This window comes from Streptomyces sp. NPDC046977 (assembly GCF_040644455.1).
Lineage (GTDB): Bacteria > Actinomycetota > Actinomycetes > Streptomycetales > Streptomycetaceae > Actinacidiphila.
The window spans coordinates 411,793-427,799 of the sequence record NZ_JBEYWO010000001.1 but is presented as its reverse complement, the minus strand read 5'-3'; the positions used below and the strand labels follow the sequence as shown (position 1 = coordinate 427,799).

The window sequence follows — 16,007 nt, the reverse complement described above, 5'->3', positions numbered from 1 at the left end:
AACGCGCGGCGGCGGTCGCTTCCCCTCGCGGGGGGGACGGGCCGTGAGGCACGGTGGAGGGACGATCCGCCCCACGGCCCAAGGAGACCGCCATGACCGACCACACCTACCGGGTGACCGAGATCGTCGGCTCGTCGGAGGAGAGCATCGACGCGGCCATTCGCAACGGGCTCGCCCGTGCGTCGGAGACCCTGCGCAATCTGGACTGGTTCGAGGTCACCCAGGTCCGCGGCCACTTCGAGAACGGGCAGGTCGGCCACTACCAGGTCGGGCTGAAGGTCGGTTTCCGCCTGGAGTCCGCCGGCTGATTCCGGCGGCGGACGCACCACAGCGGGCGGCCGGCGGCGGCCGTTGTCAGTGCCGTGGGGGAGCATGGCGGTCACCGGCACCTCCTCGGGCCGGCCGTATCCCAGGGAGGGACTGTCCGTGGTCGCGTTCCAGCTGACGATCGACTGCGCGGATCCGGCGGCGCAGGTGCGCTTCTGGGCCGCGGCGCTGCGGTACGCGCCGGAGGAGGCCCCCGCCGGCTTCCCCACCTGGCGGGAGTACTGGCTGAGCATCGGTGTTCCCGTGGAGGAGTTGGGCGATTCCGACTGCTGCGACTCCATCGTGGACCCGGAGGGGGCGGGCCCGCGGATCTGGTTCCAGCAGGTGCCCGAGGGCAAGTCGGTCAAGAACCGCCTGCATCTGGACGTGAAGGTGGGCGGCCGGCGGGAGGACGTACCGCTGCCGGTCCGCAGGGAGCGCGTCGACGCGGAGGTGGAACGGCTGCTTGCCGCGGGTGCCTCCCGGCTGCGGGTGCTCTCCACGCCGGGCATCGACCACTACGCGGTGGTGCTGCGGGACCCCGAGGGCAACGAGTTCTGCGTCGCCTGATCCGGCCGGGGCGCCGTGCTCGACTTCCGCGTGGTGGAGCGGAGTTCACCGGGCGCCGCCGTCGCGACGGCGGCGCCAAAGATGACGGGCCACGAGTGCCGCGACCAGCACGCCGAGGGCGATCAGCAGATACACCTGCGAACGGGTGACCCAGGAGTAGACCGAACCCAGCCGGGTGCCCGCCGCGTAGCCGACGGCGGCCCAGGCACCGACCCACAGCAGCGCCCCCAGCGTCGTGCAGGCGAGGAACCGCCACCAGGGCATGCGGGCGGTGCCGGCGATGATGCCGTTCGTCTGCCGCAGGACGTCCACGAAGCGCGCGAAGACGATCACGAGGTCGGCGCGGCGGGCGAAGAACGCCTCCCCGCGCGCGAAGCGTGCCGGGGTGAGCAGCACGTAGCGGCCCCAGCGGTGCACGAAGGCCCGCCCGCCGCTGCGCCCGATGAGGTAGCCGAGGCTGTTGCCCAGCACGGCGGCGGCCAGGGCGACCGCGACGACACCGGCGAGGTCCATGCGGCCGGTGCCGGCGTAGGCGGCGGCAACGACCAGCACCGTCTGGCCCGGCACGGGGATGCCGCAGTTGTCGAGCAGCACGAGCACGCCGACCGCCAGGTAGCCGTAGTCGTCCAGGAGCGGCGCCAGCCCGGCCAGTGGCCCGGGCAGCGGAGGCGGCCCGCCCATCCTCACCGCCCGGCGGCGCGGCCGGCCGCCCTGGTCCCGCATCGGGCCCGCGCGGCGCCCAACTCCCGCTCAGCGCCGGGGACTCCGCTCCCGCGCACGGGCTGTACCGCTCGCGCCATGGGCACCTCGCTCGCCAGGACAGGACAACTTCCGCGCCGCACCATGAAGCGCCGGGCCGGGGCGGGCGACCCGGCTCCCGAGGCGTGTCGGGGAGGGATTCACACCGGCGGGCTAGCCACGCCACCGCAGCGCGGTGCCCCGCGGCCGGGCCGGTTCGGCAACACGCCTGGCACACCGCCTACGGTCCGCTCCGCCGGCCGCGCGGCCGGGGATAGTGACTGTGTGTCCGGTGGCCTCCCCCCACGCCTCGCCGATCTCGTGCGGCTCAACAGCGACCCGATCGCCGTGCAGACGGTGCGCTCGACGGTGGCCGCGGTCCTGTCCTACGCCGTCGCCGTCTGGGTGCTGCCCAACCCGGCGCCCCTGACGGCCCCGCTGACGGCGTTGCTGGTCGTCCAGGTCACCCTCTTCACCACGGTGACGACGGGCATCCGCCGGGTGCTCAGCGTGGTGGCGGGCGTACTCATCGCGGTGGGGTTCAGCGAGCTGATCGGGCTCACGTGGTGGAGCCTCGGGCTCATCATCCTGGCCTCGCTGGTGACGGGGCATTTCATCCGGGTGGACGAGTTCGTCGCCGAGGTGGCGATCAGCGCGATGCTCATCCTGGCGGTCCCGGCGCCGTCCGGGGAGGCCGTGGACCGTGTCATGGAGACGCTGGTCGGCGCGGCCGTGGGCGTGCTGCTGAACGTGGTCGTGCCCCCGCCGGCGTTCGTCGAGCCGGCGGGTGAGGCCGTGCGGGAGCTGGCCGAGCACATGCGGCTGCTGATGATCCGTATGGGTGGCGAGCTGCGCGCCGGCGCGACCGCCGAACGGGCCCGCGCCTGGCTGATGGAGGCCCGGCGGCTGGACAACGAGATCGCCCGCTTCGACGCGTCGTTGCGCCGGGCGGAGGAGGGCACCCGGCTCAATCCGCGGGTGAGGCCGGCGGAGGGGGCGATGGCCCGGCTGATCCTGCGCAGCGGCCTGGACACCCTGGAGGTCTCCACCGTCCTGCTGCGTACGCTCTGCCGCTCCCTGACGGAGATGGAACGCGAGCGCGGGCCGCTGGAACCGCTCTTCTCCAGGGAGCTCGCGGACGGGATGGACGAGCTCTTCGCCGACATGGCCGATGCCGTCGACAGCTACGGCCGGCTGATCGCGGCGCAGGTGACCGCGGGCGCCGAGCAGGCGGAGGCACGGCTCGCGGACGCCCTGCGGCGCGGCCGGGAGGAGCGCGACCGGATCGCGGTGCTGCTCCGGGCGGAGACCGAGCGGCGCTGGGAGAACTGGGACCTGTACGGGGCGCTGCTGGCCAACATCGACCGGTTGCTGAACGAGCTGGACCTCGAACAGCGCTCCCGTTGGCTGTCCGAGCAGTTGGTCGCCGCCGCGCCGTCCTCGAAGGGGATGCCGGCCCGGCTCCACCGGCGGGCCCGGGCCATCGGCGGACGGCTGCGGCGCGGCGCCCGGGGACGGGGCTGATCGTGTGGGACGGTCCCTCGTACGGCTGGACGGGGGAGGCGGGCGCACCTTTGGGACGACCCGCGGACCGGGCGCCGTCGTCACGGGCACCGAGCCCCGCGACCGGTTCACGGAGCGCCAGTTCCCTTGTTGCACACGGTTGTTGGGTCCGTCGTGGCGGTCACCCGACGGGGGCAGGTGAGGCATCGGGACGGCCTGTCGCCGAGTCAGGAACGCCCTGATCGTTTCGTGGCAGCGCGTCACTTCCTTGGCCACGTTGTCGCCCGGACGCTTCGCTCGACGGGCGGGCTCCGGCGGGGGGACGTACGACTGATCGCAGAGGCGGCGACCGCCGCCGACCACGCGTCCGAGGAGAGGACCCTCATGCGAACCAGTCTGACGCGCCGCACCGCTCTCGGTGTCGCCACCGGACTCCTGGCCACCGGCCTGATCGCCGCGAGCGCCGGCTCGGCCGCCGCCGCCGGCCACACGGTGCTCCGCGACAGCAGCAGCCAGACGCGGCTGCTCGACGAGGATGACAACAACGGCGGGAACGACAACGCCGCCGAGAACGCGGCCGACAACGGCGGGAACATCGACCCGGCCGCCGACCCGGCCGGCAACGGCGGCAACCTCGACCCGGCCGACGACGCGGCCGACAACGGCGGCAACCTCGACCCCGCGGACAACGCGGCCGTCGACCCCGCCGCGGACCCGGCCGGCAACGTGGCCGCGGACCCCGCGGACAACGCGGCTCTCGACCCGGCCGCCGACCCCGCGGACAACGCGGCTCTCGACCCCGCGGACGACCCGGCCGACAACGGCGCCGACGACAACTTCGGCGACAACGGCGGCGACGACCTCGGCGCCCGTGACGGCGGCGACCTCGGCGGCGAAGGCGGCGAGGGCTTCGGCGGCAACAGCGGCGGCTTCGGCGGCGGCTTCGGCGGCGGCGAAGGCGGCCGTGGCAACGGTGGCGGCTTCGGCGGCGGCGAAGGTGGCTTCGGTGGCGGCGGCTTCGGCGGCGGCGAAGGCGGCCGTGGCAACGGCGGCGGCTTCGGTGGTGGCGGCTTCGGTGGTGGCGGCTTCGGTGGCGGCGGCTTCGGCGGTGGCTTCGGCGGCGAAGGCGGCTTCGGCGGCGGCAACATCGGCAGCGGCAACTTCGGTCGCGGCAACATCGGCAGCGGCAACTTCGGCCGTGGCAACCTCGGCAGCGGCAACTTCGGTCGCGGCAACATCGGCAGCGGCAACTTCGGCGGCGGCTTCGGCGGCGGCTTCGGAAAGGGCGGTGGCCACGGGCGGAACGGGCACGGCGGCCGGAACAACGGCTTCGGGTACAGCGTGATCCGAATTGACGACTATGGCTTTGGCGGCGGCTTCGGCCGCGGGTTCGGCTTCGGTGGCTACGGCCTGGGCCGCGGCTTCGGCTTCGGCGGCTACGGCCTCGGCGGTTACGGCCTCGGTGGCTACGGCCTGGGCCGCGGCTTCGGCTTCGGCGGCTACGGCCTGGGCGGTTACGGCCTCGGCGGCCTCGGCTTCGGTGAAGGCGGCCGCGGCTTCGGCGGCGGCTTCGGCGAAGGCGGCCGTGGCGGCCGCGGCGGCCACGGTGGCGGCAAGGGCCACAAGTTCGGCGGCCACGGTGGCGGCGGCTACGGCGGTGGCTTCGGCTACGGCCGCGGCTTCTCCAACTTCGGTCTGCTCAACGTGATCTTCTGACACTCGTCCACGACAAAAACAACGAGGGCCGGGCGGAACATTGTGTTCCGCCCGGCCCCGCGTCGTAAATCACTTCAACTGGGAGGACTTGATGTAGCCGCTCTTGACAAGCACCTTCTCGTAGTTGGACTTGTCGACGCTGACCGGGGAGAGCAGGTACGCGGGCACGACCTTGTTGCCGTTGTCGTAGCTCGTGTCGTTGTTGATCTCCGGCTTCGCGCCGGAGAGGACCGCGCCGGCCATCTCGACAGCACGGGCCGCGAGCTCGCGGGTGTCCTTGTAGACGGTCATCGACTGGTCGCCGTCGATGATCGCCTGAACGGACTCCACCTCGGCGTCCTGGCCGGTGATGACCGGCATCGGCTTGGAGTCGGTCCCGTAGCCGTCCGCCTTCAGGGCCTTGATGATACCGCGCGCGAGACCGTCGTTGGGGGCGAGGACGGCGTCGACGGTGCCGGTCTTGTAAGCGTTCGCCAGCCGGGTCGTCATCGTTTCGGTGGCGATCTCGGCGTCCCACTTGAGCGTGGCGACCTGGCTGAGCCGGGACTGCTGGCTCTTGATCTCCAGCTGGCCGCTCTTGATGTAGGGATCGAGAACGTTCATCGCGCCGTTGAAGAAGAACTGCGCGTTGTTGTCGTCGGTGTCACCGGCGAAGATCTCGAGATTGTACGTCTTGTCCGGGTGCTTCTTGAGACCGAGCTTGTCGACGATGTAGTTGGCCTGGAGCTGGCCGACCTTGTCGTTGTTGAAGCTGGCGTAGTAGTCGACGCTGCCGGTACCCAGCAGGAGCCGGTCGTAGGCGATGACCTTGACTCCGGCCCGGTGGGCCTTCTGCAGGACCTCGCCCAGCTCGAAACCGTCGACCGCGCCGATGACGAGGACCTTGTCGCCCGCGTCGACCATCTTCTGGATCTGCTCGACCTGCGTGTCGACGTTGTCATCGGCGAACTGGAGGTCGGTGTTGTACCCCTTGTCCTTGAACAGCTTGACCATGTTCTGGCCGTCGGCGATCCACCGCGTCTGCTTCTTGGTGGGAAGGGCGATGCCCACCGTGACAGGGCCCCCGTCGCTCCCCGACCCGCCGCCGCAGGCGCTGACGGCGGTCGACGCGGTGAGAGTGAGGACCACGAATATCGCGGTGCGCAGTCTGGCAGCTCTGCCAGCGTGCATGGGACTCAGTTCCTTTCGGGCCGAACAAAACGGTGCTCCGCCACCCGCTCACGCGGATGGTGGCGTCCGGGCCCGGGCACGAGGATTCCGTGTCCGCCCAGCCGGTTCACCGGGGCGCGGACAGCTGCTGGTACGTCAGGCCCGAGGCGTGCTGTGCGGGTACGGCCGCGGGCCGTGCTCCCCCACCGGTGTACCGCCCGTGGTCACGGGCTGTACCGAAACGGATACCTCGAAGTTGAGCGGACAATAGCACAGCCTTCACATGACCCCCTCAGGCCCCATACGCCACGTGCGGGCTCGCCACGGTGCCGCCCCCCGGAACGGGCTCCGCGAGGTCGTCGCCGAGGCCCACGACGCGGTTGCCCGTGTCGACATGAACGACCTTGGGCCGCAGGTCACGGGCCTCCGCGTCGTCCACCTGCGCGTAGCTGATGAGGATCACCAGATCGCCGGGGTGCACCAGATGGGCCGCGGCGCCGTTGATCCCGATGACCCCGGAACCGCGCCGGCCCTCGATGACGTAGGTCTCCAGCCGTGCACCGTTGGTGACATCGACGATGTGGACGAGCTCACCGGGGAGAAGGTCCGCGGCCTCCATCAACTCGGCGTCAATGGTGACGGATCCGACATAGTGGAGGTCGGCCTCGGTCACCGTGGCACGGTGGATCTTGGACTTGAACATGGTGCGCAGCATCGTGGTACTCCCGGACTCGGCTCCCTGCCCGCGTGATTGCAGGTCAAGGGCGCCCCCATCGTACGCCGGAGCGGGCACCGGGCAGCGGGCGCCCCCGGCGCCCCTTCTCTTGCGGGAACGGCAAGAAAACTCGCCCGCCGCACGGGACTCCGCACATGATCGACCCGGGGCACGGAACGGCCGAAGGGCCGCGTGCCAGGACATTCCGGGTCAGTGGTCGTGGAGGATGTATGACGCAACAGGGCAGTTCCGCAAGGCATCGGCTGGTCCCGTCGCCGGCGGGCCGGATCCATCTCGTGGAGCAGGGCGACGGGCCGCTGGTGCTGCTCGTGCACGGCTTCCCGGAGGGCTGGTACTCCTGGCGCCACCAGTTGCCCGCACTCGCGGCGGCCGGGTACCGCGCGGTCGCCGTCGACGTCCGCGGCTACGGCCGGTCCTCCCGGCCGGACGCCGTGGCGGCCTACCGGATGCTCGACCTGGTGGCCGACAACGTCGCGGTGGTACGGGCCTTGGGCGAGGAAAGTGCCGTGGTGGTCGGCCACGACTGGGGTTCGGCCATCGCCGCCAACTCCGCGCTGGCCGAACCGGACGTCTTCCGCGCGGTGGGCATGCTCGGCGTCCCCTACACCCCCCGCGGCGGACCGCGGCCCGCCGAGGTCTTCGCGCGGATGGGCGGGGACGCCGGGCAGGAGGAGTTCTACGTCGCGTACTTCCAGGAGCCGGGCCGCGCGGAGGCCGAGATCGAACCCGACGTACGGGGCTGGCTGGCCGGTTTCTACGCGGCGCTGGCCGCCGGCACCATGCCGCCGCCGGGCGCCGCGAGCCCGTACTTCGTCGGCGGCGGCGGCACGCTCCGCGACCGGTTTCCCGCCGGACCGCCTCCGGCGTGGCTCGGCGAGGACGGGCTCGACGTCTGCGCCGGGGAGTTCGAGCGGACCGGAACGACCGGAGCGCTGAACCGCTACCGGAACATGGACCGCGACTGGGAGGACCTCGCCGCCTTCGACGGCGCTCCCCTCGTCCAGCCGTCGCTGTTCGTCGCCGGTGCCCAGGACGCCTCCGTCGCGTGGCTCGCCGACGCCATCGGCGCCTTCCCCGACACCCTGCCCGGCCTGGCCGCCTCCCACCTCCTCGACGACTGCGGCCACTGGGTCCAGCAGGAACGGCCGGACGAGGTCAACCGGATCCTCGTCGACTGGCTGGCCGGGCTGCCCGCCTGAGACGGCGTCGGGGGCGCGGGGGCCGGGGTCCCCGGCCCCCGCCGGGTGGCCCCCCGGCCGGACGTCCGCGCCGACCGGAGGTTCCCCTTCGCACCGGGACCGCCGCTTCCGCCCCACCTCTAGGCAGGTGGCCCATTGGCCGGATATCTTCCGTCCACGCCGGATCCGGGTGCGGCGTGGCACGGGCTCGGGGAAGGGGGCACCTTGCGCGAATTCGGCCTTCCGCCCCTCGCGGAGCCGCTGCGGTCGGGGGGACTCGCGGAATCGGTGTACGAGGCGGCCTGGAAGCGGCCCGGCGCGTCCGCCCTCGCCCGGCGCGGCGAACCGGACGGCGAGGTCTGGCACGAGGTCTCCGCGGCCGCCTTCCGCGACGAGGTGGTCGACCTGGCGAAGGGGCTGCTCGCCGAGGGGATCAGGTTCGGCGACCCGGTCGCGGTGATGGCCAGGACCCGGTACGAGTGGACGCTGTTCGCCTACGCCCTCTGGTCGGTGGGCGCACGGATCGTGCCGGTCTACCCGACGTCGTCGGCCGAGCAGGTCCGCTGGATCCTCGCCGACTCCGGGGCCGTGGCCGTCGTGGTGGAGCACGAGGACCACGCCATGACCGTGGGCGCCGTCATCGGCACCCTGCCCACGCTGCGCCGCATCTGGCAGCTCGACGACGACTGCGTGCGCCGGCTCGGGGAACTGGGCGGGGCGGTTCCCGCGGTGCTGGTGGAGCAGCGCCGCTGGGAGGTGGAGCCGCAGTCGGTCGCGGTCGTGGCGTACACCTCGGGCACCACCGGGCCGCCCAAGGGCTGCCTGATCACGCACGCCAACCTGGCCGCCGAGTGCGACACCCTGCTGGCGGGCTACGGCTCCCTGTTCGCGCCGCCCGGACGGCGGCCGTCGGTCCTGGCCTTCCTCCCCATGTCGCACATCTACGGCCTGATGATCTCGGTCTGCGCGCTGCGCGGCGGGGTGCTGCTGGGCCATCAGCCGGACCTGTCCCCGGGTGCTTTGCTGCCGGCGTTCGCGACCTTCCGGCCGACGATCGTCCTGGCCGTCCCGTACATCTTCGAGAAGGTCCTCCAGGGGGCCCGCCGGGCCGCGGAGAGGGCCGGCAAGGCCCAGCTGTTCGACCGGGCCGCGGACGTCGCCGTGCGCTGGGCCGAGGCCGTGGAGCGGCACGCCGTGGACGGCGGGCCCGGCCCCGGTCCGCTGCTGCGGGCCGCGCACTCGGCCTTCGAGCGCATGGTCTACGGCCGCATCCGCGAGATCCTGGGCGGCCGGGTGCACTACACCGTCTCCGGCGGCTCCCCGCTCAGCCGCGAACTGGCCCTGCTGTTCGCGGGCGCGGGGCTGACGATCTACGACGGCTACGGGCTGACCGAGACGACGGCGGCCGTCACCGCCCAGCCGCTGGGCCGGGTGCGCTTCGGCACGGTGGGCCGCGCGCTGCCGGGCTGCGCCGTGCGGATCGCCCCGGACGGCGAGGTGCTGGTGCGCGGAAGCACCGTCTTCGCCGGCTACCACGCCAACCCCGCGGCGAACCAGGCCGTCTGGCGGCTGGGCGGCTGGATGGCCACCGGCGACGTGGGGCGGCTCGACCCTGACGGCTACCTCACGATCACCGGGCGCAAGAAGGACATCATCATCACCAGCAGCGGCAAGAGCGTCGCCCCGCTGGTGCTGGAGGAGCGGCTGCGGGCGCACCCGTTCGTCTCGCAGTGCGTCGTCATCGGCGACAACCGCCCGTTCATCGCCGCGCTGATCACGCTCGACCCGGACGCCGCGCAATTCGGGGCGAACATGGCCGAGCGCGACCTGCGGGCCGAGCTCCAGCGCGCGGTGTCGGTCGCCAACGCCGCCGTCTCGCGCGCCGAGTCGATCCGGGCGTTCCGGGTACTGCCGCAGGAGTTCTCCGTGCCCAACGGACTGCTGACGCCGTCCTTGAAGCTGCGCCGGGCGGCGATCCTGCGCGAGTACGCGGCGCAGATCGAGTCGATCTACTCCTCCCAGCGCGGCAACGGCGGCCCGGGCGCGGACCTTTGACGCCCCCGGACCCGGCGCCGCCGCCGGGAGGCGCGTCCGCCCCGTGAGGAACCGGCGACGCCGGTCGAAACCCGGCACCCCTGCCGGGCAGTGCCCCCGGCCCGCGCCTCCTCCGGCCGCGCCGGGGGGACACGGCGTCGGCGCATCGACGACTGTCCGCCCCGCGCCGCACCGCGGCCGACGGGGCTCAGGTGACGACAGCCCGGCCGTCCCCCGTGAGGAACCGGCGGCGCCGGTCGAGACCCGGCACCCCTGCCGGGCAGTGCCCCCGGCCGCGCTGGGGGGACACGGCCGCATCGTCCGGGCAACCCGACCGCGCCGACCACGGGGACGACTCTCCACCCCGCGGGACCCGCCCTCCGGGCGGCAGGGCACCTCCCCGCGGCACCGCCCGGACCCGGGCGCCCCCACGCCGCGTCGCCGCACCGCGGCCGACAGAGCTCAGATGACGACGGCCCGGCCGTCCCCCGGGAGGAACCGACGACGCCGGTCAAGACCCGGCATCCCTGCCGGGAGGCTGCTGTCCGCCCCGCGGCACACCGCTCCGGCAGAGCTCAGGTGGCGACGGCGCCGTCGTCCCCCGGCAGGAGCCGGCGGAGCCGGTCGAGGAAGGTGCGCTGCGCGGGCATGATGCGGTCGGCGGCCACGTCGAGGGGGAACCACTCGGCGCGGTCGACCTCGGGGAACTCCCGGACGTTGCCCGAGCCCCGGGGCCACTCCATGGTGAAGGTGCCGGGCACGACGAGGGCGGTGTCGAGGTCGCCCTCCAGGGCCCAGATGGTGACGATCTTGCCGTTGGGCTGGGTGGTCTCCCCCAGCGGCAGCAGCTCGCCGTCCGGGACGGGCAGGCCCAGCTCCTCCAGGAACTCGCGCCGGGCGGCCGCCTCGGCGGTCTCGTCCGGCTCGTACTCGCCCTTGGGGATCGTCCATCCCCCGGCGTCCTTCGACGCCCAGAAGGGGCCGCCCATGTGCCCCAGCAGCACCTCGGGCCCGGGGCCCGGGGTGCCGCGGAAGAGCAGGATTCCCGCGCTGCGTTTGACCGCCTTGCCGCCGGCCTTCCCCGCTGCTGTCATCCGACCAGTCTGGCCGGTCAGTCCCGGCCCAGCCACAGGTCGGGGCCGAAGACCTCGTAGTGCACGGCGGAGGCGGGCACGCCGCGCTCCAGCAGCTGGGTGCGGACGGCGCGCAGGAACGGCAGCGGGCCGCAGAGGTATGCCTGGAGCCCGTCGGGCAGCGGGACGTCGCCGAGGTCCACCCGGCCGCTCCGGTCGCCGGACGGGGCCCCCTGGAGGTCCTCGTACCAGAAGTGGGCGCTGCCCCGGGGCAGCTTGCCGGTCAGGGCGCGGTGGTCGTCGGCCAGTGCGTGGTCGGCCGGCGAGCGGTCGCCGTGGACGACGGCGACGGGCGCCTCGTAGCCGGATCCGGCGAGCCGGTGGAGCATCGCGAGCATCGGGGTGCAGCCGATGCCGGCGGACGCCAGCAGCAGCGGGGCGCCCTCGTCGCGCAGGACCACATCGCCGTAGGGGGCGGACAGTTCGAGCCGCGCGCCCTCGGCCACGTGGTCGTGGAGGTGCCCGGAGACCTCGCCCGCCGGGTCGCCGGCGTCTCCGCGCACCCGCTTGACGCTGAACTGGCGGGTGGCCTCGCCCGGGGCCCCGGACAGGCTGTACTGGCGGATCTGGCGGGCGCCGTCAGGGAGTTCGACGCGCACGGACACGTACTGGCCGGGCCCGAAGTCGGGCAGCGGGCGGCCGTCGGCCGGGCGCACCCGGAAGGTGACGACGTCCTCGGTCTCGCGGACGCGCTCGACGACGTCCCACGGCCGCCAGGTGTCGCCGAGGAGGACGCCCTTCTCGGCGTACAGGCGCCCCTCGATGGCGATGAGGGCGTTCGCCATGAGCCAGTAGACCTCGCCCCAGGCGGCCGCGACCTCGTCGGTGACGGCGTCGCCCAGGACCTCGGCGATGCCGGCGAACAGGTGCGTGTGGACGACCTCGTACTGGCCGGGGCTGATCCCGAGGGAGGCGTGCTTGTGCGCGATGCGGGCCAGCATGGCGTCCGGCCGCTGCTCGGGGTGCTCGACGAGGGCGGTGGCGAAGTGGGCGATGGCCGCCGCGAGCGCCTGCCGCTGGGTGCCGTCGGCCTGGTTGCCGCGGTTGAACAGGTCGCGCAGCAGCTCGGGGTGGGCGGTGAAGAGCCGGTCGTAGAAGCGCTCGGAGATCTCGTTGATCGCCGCGCCGACGGCGGGCAGGGTGGCGCGGACAATCGTGGCGGACTTCTCGCTGAGCATGGACGGCTCCTTAATAGGCATCTGAAATTCGCATTAAAGGGCGCGCGAAGGCCCGCCCTCGGTGCGGTGGTGAAGGGATCGCGGAACGGACCGCCTCAGGCGCCGGGGCCGGACGGACCCCGCCCGACCAGCCCGACCAGGAGCGGCCCGGTCGGCGCGGCCGTCAGGTCCTCGACGGTGAGCGGGTCGAGGGAGGCGTAGAAGGCCTCCTGTGCGCGGCGCAGCGCCCCGCGCAGCCGGCAGGCGCCGGCCAGCGGGCACGGCACCTCCCCCTCGCAGTCCACCACGTCCCCGACCCCCTCCAGCTCCCGCACCAGGGCGCCGATCGAGGCCGTACGCCCGGCCGCGGTGAGGGTCAGGCCCCCGCCGCGGCCGCGCCGGGTCTCGACCATCCCGAGGTGCTGGAGCCGGGCCACGACCTTGGCCAGGTGCGAGTACGGGACCCGTACCGCGTCGGCGACGTCCCGCGCGGTCGACGGCTCACCCTTGACGGAGAGGGCCATCACCGCGCGGAGCGCGAGGTCGGTGGACTTGGTGAGGCGCATACGTCGAGGCTAGATAATGCGCATCTGAGATTCAAGTTAGACCGGGCCTGCTGCGGCCCACGTCACACGAGCCCCGCCGCGCACGGCGGCCTCGCACTGACGGCGCGCGCGCTCGGCGCTATGTTGGCCTCCGGAGGAATATCCGACGGAATGAGGGCATGATCCCGAACGAAGCCTCCGCCCAGGAACCGCGAGCGCCATCGGAGCAGCCCGGAGAGGACAGGCTGCGGCTGCTCCTGTCCACGGGCGACGATCAGGGCGAACGCGATGCGCTGCGGCTGGGGCTGCAACAGGCGGTGGGCGCCCTGGCAGGGCTGGGCGGGCTGGTGCACCTGCGCGGGCGGAAGGCCCGCGGCGGGATCCCGCTGCGGCTGGCCACCAGCATCGGGCTCCCCCGCAATCTGACCCGCGGCTGGGTCTACCTCGCCGACCACGACCGCACCGCACCCGGCCGGGCCACCGCGGAGAACACCCGGCTGTGGCTGCCCACGACCGCCGTGACCCCCGGCCCCCTCCCGCCCCGCTCCGGCGTCGCGGCCGTACCGCTGCCCGGCCCCGAGGGCCCGCTCGGCGCGCTGTCCGTGGTGACGGCCGGCGATCAGCCGCCCACCGACGGCCAGTGGGAACTGCTCGAACGGATCGCCGCCTGGGTGGCCGACCGGCTCGGACGTCCCGAACCGGCCGAGTCCCGCGAGCGCTGGCGACTCGCCGAGCGCAGGCCCGGCACCCGCCTCCCCGGCACCGCCACCGATGTGGGCGTGGGCACCTGGGAGTGGAACGTCCGCACCGGCGAGGCCTTCCTCGACGACACCGCCCAGCACGTCTTCGGGATGTCCCCCGACATGTACGACGGGCGCATAGAGACCTGGGTGGAACTCGTCCACCCCGAGGACCTGCCCTGGGTGATCGCCGACGCCGAGGACGCCGCCCGCGAGGTCGGCGGCTACGCCTCCGAGTACCGGGTGCGGCGCCCCGACGGCGGCTTCCGCTGGGTCCAGGCGCGCGGGCGCAGCGTGCACGGCGACGACGGCAGGCCGCTGCTGCTGCGCGGGGTGCTGTGGGACAGCACCGAGACCCGGGTCGCGATGGACACCGTGGGACGCGCGCTGCGGCACATGAGCGACGGCTTCCTCGCCCTCGCCCCGGACGGGCGGATCGTCTTCGCCAACGCCCAGGCCGAGCGCCTGCTCGGCGCCAACGGCAGGACCGGCGGCCGGATCCTGTGGGACCTGCCCGGGGTCGGCCCCTCGGGACTGGAGGCCCGCTGCCGGGAGGCCGCCGAGTCCGGGCACCCGGTCAGCGGCGACATCGCCTGGGACGGCGCGCACCGCAGGTACCGGGTGCGGGTGATGCCCGTGCCCGACGGCCTGACCGTCTACCTCACCGACGTGTCCGAGCAGCGCCGGGCCGAGGAGGCGCGGGCCAAGGCCGCGCAGGCCGCCGCCGACCGCGCCGCGCACATCGGACGGCTGACCACGGCGCTCGCCGAGGCGGTGACCGTGAACGACGTCGTGCACGCCGTCGCCGAGCGCGTGCTGCCGCTGTTCGACGCGACCGGGCTGATCGTGCAGACCCTGGAGGGCGACCTCCTGCACGCCGTCGGCTTCGTGGGCTACCCCCCGGACCTCCTGCGGCGCACCGGACGGGAGCGGCTCGCCCCCGGAACCCCCGGCGCCGACGCCCTCCGCTGCCGGATGCCGCTCTACATCACCTCGGCCCGCGAGTACGTCTCCCTCTACCCGGCCCGTGCCGAACTGCGCGAGTGGGCGCAGAAGCACGCCTGGGCGTTCCTGCCGCTGATCGTCTCCGGCAAGCCGGTCGGCTGCTGCGTCGTCTCCTTCTCCGAGCCGCGTCCCTTCGCCGAGGAGGAACGGACCCTGCTCACCGCGCTCGCCGGGCTGATCGCCCAGGCGCTGGAGCGCGCCCGGCTGTACGACGCCGAGCACGGCAGGGCCCAGGAACTGCAGCGCGGCCTGCTCCCCCGTACGCTGCCGGTGCTGCCCGCGGTCACCGCCGCCGCGCGCTACCTGCCGGCCACCGAGGGGACGACGGCCGGCGGCGACTGGTACGACGTCATCCCGCTCTCCGCCGACCGCGCCGCGCTGGTCATCGGCGACGTCATGGGCCACGGGATCTCCGAGGCCGTCACGATGGGCCGGCTGCGTACCGCCGTGCACACCCTGGCGGGTCTCGAACTGCCGCCGGACGAGCTGATGGCGCACCTCAACGACCTGGTCAGCGATCTCGGCGACGACTTCTACGCAACCTGCCTGTACGCCGTGTACGACCCCGCCGCGGGGCGCTGCGCCATGACGCGGGCGGGCCATCCGCCGCCCGCGCTGGTCCGTCCCGACGGCACCGTCCACTTCGTCGGCGGCCCGCCCGACCCCCCGCTGGGGGCGGCCACCCCGCCTTTCGCGCTCGTGGAGTTCGAGGTACCGGACCGCAGTGTGCTCGCCCTGTACTCCGACGGCTTGGTCGAGTCCTCGCGGCGGGACATCGACACCGGCATGGCCGAGCTCGCCGCTGCCCTGACCGGGGCCCTCGCCCGGGCGCCCGCCGCTTCCGGCGGCGGCCGGCACGACGAGCGGCGGGAGGAGGTGGGTCGTCTGGAGCGGCTGTGCGAGGAGGTCTGCGCGGCGCTCGACATCGGCAAGGAGCACGCCGGCGACGACGCGGCGCTGCTGATCGCCTGCACCCACGCGCTGGCGCCCGGCGACATGGCCTCGTGGTCGCTGCCCGAGGATCCGGTCGCCGCCGGCGAGGCGCGCGACCACGTACGGCGGCAGCTGGAGCAGTGGGGCCTGGACGACCTGGTCACCACCACGGAACTGATCGCCAGCGAGCTGGTCGGCAACGTCGTCCGGCACGCGCGCGGGCCGGTGGTGCTGCGGCTGATCCGCAGCCGGTCCCTGGTGTGCGAGGTGTCGGACGGCAGCCTCACCACCCCGCGCATCCGGCACGCCGCCCCCAGCGACGAGGGCGGCCGCGGGCTGCAGCTGGTCGCCGCGCTCTGCCTGCGGTGGGGCACCCGCTACACCCCGTACGGGAAGAGCATCTGGACCGAGCAGGCGATCCCGGGGCCGGACGCGCTGCGCGAACCGTGAGCCGCGCTCTGCGGTGCCCGCTCCGCCAGGGGTGTCGGCGGGTGGCACGACCGGGCGGATTACCCTCGGCGGCAGCGATCAAGAACCGGCCGGCGCAGCACCGGTCCCGAGCCA

13 protein-coding genes are annotated in these 16,007 nt (G+C 73.6%); 7 read left to right on the top strand and 6 right to left on the bottom strand.

Annotation, left to right across the window (positions count from 1 at the left end; all coding sequences use genetic code 11):
* The first annotated feature begins 92 nt into the window (after nucleotides 1–92).
* Together ABZ883_RS01735 and ABZ883_RS01730 are read left to right on the top strand one after the other, a co-directional pair.
* Nucleotides 93–308 (top strand): dodecin, encoded by a 216-nt coding sequence (locus ABZ883_RS01735; protein WP_360899761.1) that lies wholly within the window; start codon nucleotides 93–95, stop codon nucleotides 306–308.
* 64 nt (nucleotides 309–372) lie between these two features.
* Nucleotides 373–876: a VOC family protein gene (locus ABZ883_RS01730; RefSeq protein WP_360899758.1), complete on the top strand. Its 504-nt coding sequence runs from the start codon at nucleotides 373–375 to the stop codon at nucleotides 874–876.
* A 45-nt stretch (nucleotides 877–921) separates the two neighbouring features.
* On the opposite strand, the gene ABZ883_RS01725 is transcribed toward ABZ883_RS01730, so the two are convergent.
* Complete coding sequence (locus tag ABZ883_RS01725) at nucleotides 922–1,557, bottom strand: DedA family protein (RefSeq protein WP_360899755.1); 636 nt, start codon at nucleotides 1,555–1,557, stop codon at nucleotides 922–924.
* Nucleotides 1,558–1,899: 342 nt separating this feature from the next.
* On the opposite strand from ABZ883_RS01725, the gene ABZ883_RS01720 reads away from it, so the two are divergent.
* Nucleotides 1,900–3,138 carry an aromatic acid exporter family protein gene (locus ABZ883_RS01720; protein WP_360899752.1) on the top strand — a complete coding sequence of 413 codons (1,239 nt, stop codon included), beginning with the start codon at nucleotides 1,900–1,902 and terminating at the stop codon, nucleotides 3,136–3,138.
* Nucleotides 3,139–3,501: 363 nt separating this feature from the next.
* A complete protein-coding gene (locus ABZ883_RS01715; RefSeq protein WP_360899749.1) occupies nucleotides 3,502–4,833 on the top strand; it encodes a hypothetical protein in 1,332 nt (443 codons plus the stop codon).
* A gap of 69 nt (nucleotides 4,834–4,902) precedes the next feature.
* Here ABZ883_RS01715 and chvE read toward each other — a convergent pair whose 3' ends face one another.
* Both chvE and panD read right to left on the bottom strand, forming a co-directional pair.
* Nucleotides 4,903–6,003: a multiple monosaccharide ABC transporter substrate-binding protein gene (chvE, locus tag ABZ883_RS01710; RefSeq protein ID WP_360899746.1), complete on the bottom strand. Its 1,101-nt coding sequence runs from the start codon at nucleotides 6,001–6,003 to the stop codon at nucleotides 4,903–4,905.
* Nucleotides 6,004–6,274: 271 nt separating this feature from the next.
* A complete protein-coding gene (panD, locus tag ABZ883_RS01705) occupies nucleotides 6,275–6,697 on the bottom strand; it encodes an aspartate 1-decarboxylase (RefSeq protein WP_360899743.1) in 423 nt (140 codons plus the stop codon).
* A 230-nt stretch (nucleotides 6,698–6,927) separates the two neighbouring features.
* Here panD and ABZ883_RS01700 point away from each other — a divergent pair, with 230 nt between their 5' ends.
* Together ABZ883_RS01700 and ABZ883_RS01695 are read left to right on the top strand one after the other, a co-directional pair.
* Nucleotides 6,928–7,917, top strand: coding sequence for an alpha/beta hydrolase (locus ABZ883_RS01700; protein WP_360899740.1), 990 nt, complete (start codon nucleotides 6,928–6,930; stop codon nucleotides 7,915–7,917).
* 204 nt (nucleotides 7,918–8,121) lie between these two features.
* Nucleotides 8,122–9,951, top strand: coding sequence for an AMP-dependent synthetase/ligase (locus ABZ883_RS01695; RefSeq protein WP_360899737.1), 1,830 nt, complete (start codon nucleotides 8,122–8,124; stop codon nucleotides 9,949–9,951).
* 554 nt (nucleotides 9,952–10,505) lie between these two features.
* Here the strand turns inward: ABZ883_RS01695 and ABZ883_RS01690 are convergent.
* The 3 genes from ABZ883_RS01690 to ABZ883_RS01680 form a co-directional block, all read right to left on the bottom strand.
* Nucleotides 10,506–11,024 (bottom strand): NUDIX domain-containing protein, encoded by a 519-nt coding sequence (locus tag ABZ883_RS01690; protein ID WP_360899734.1) that lies wholly within the window; start codon nucleotides 11,022–11,024, stop codon nucleotides 10,506–10,508.
* Nucleotides 11,025–11,041: 17 nt separating this feature from the next.
* Complete coding sequence (locus ABZ883_RS01685; protein ID WP_360899731.1) at nucleotides 11,042–12,241, bottom strand: globin domain-containing protein; 1,200 nt, start codon at nucleotides 12,239–12,241, stop codon at nucleotides 11,042–11,044.
* Nucleotides 12,242–12,336: 95 nt separating this feature from the next.
* The gene (locus ABZ883_RS01680; protein ID WP_360899728.1) at nucleotides 12,337–12,786 is read right to left on the bottom strand and encodes an Rrf2 family transcriptional regulator; all 450 of its coding nucleotides are present in this window, start codon (nucleotides 12,784–12,786) and stop codon (nucleotides 12,337–12,339) included.
* Nucleotides 12,787–12,944: 158 nt separating this feature from the next.
* Between ABZ883_RS01680 and ABZ883_RS01675 the strand changes: the two genes are divergently transcribed.
* On the top strand, nucleotides 12,945–15,893 hold the full coding sequence (locus ABZ883_RS01675) for a SpoIIE family protein phosphatase (protein WP_360899725.1): 2,949 nt from the start codon (nucleotides 12,945–12,947) through the stop codon (nucleotides 15,891–15,893).
* Nucleotides 15,894–16,007: the final 114 nt, after the last annotated feature.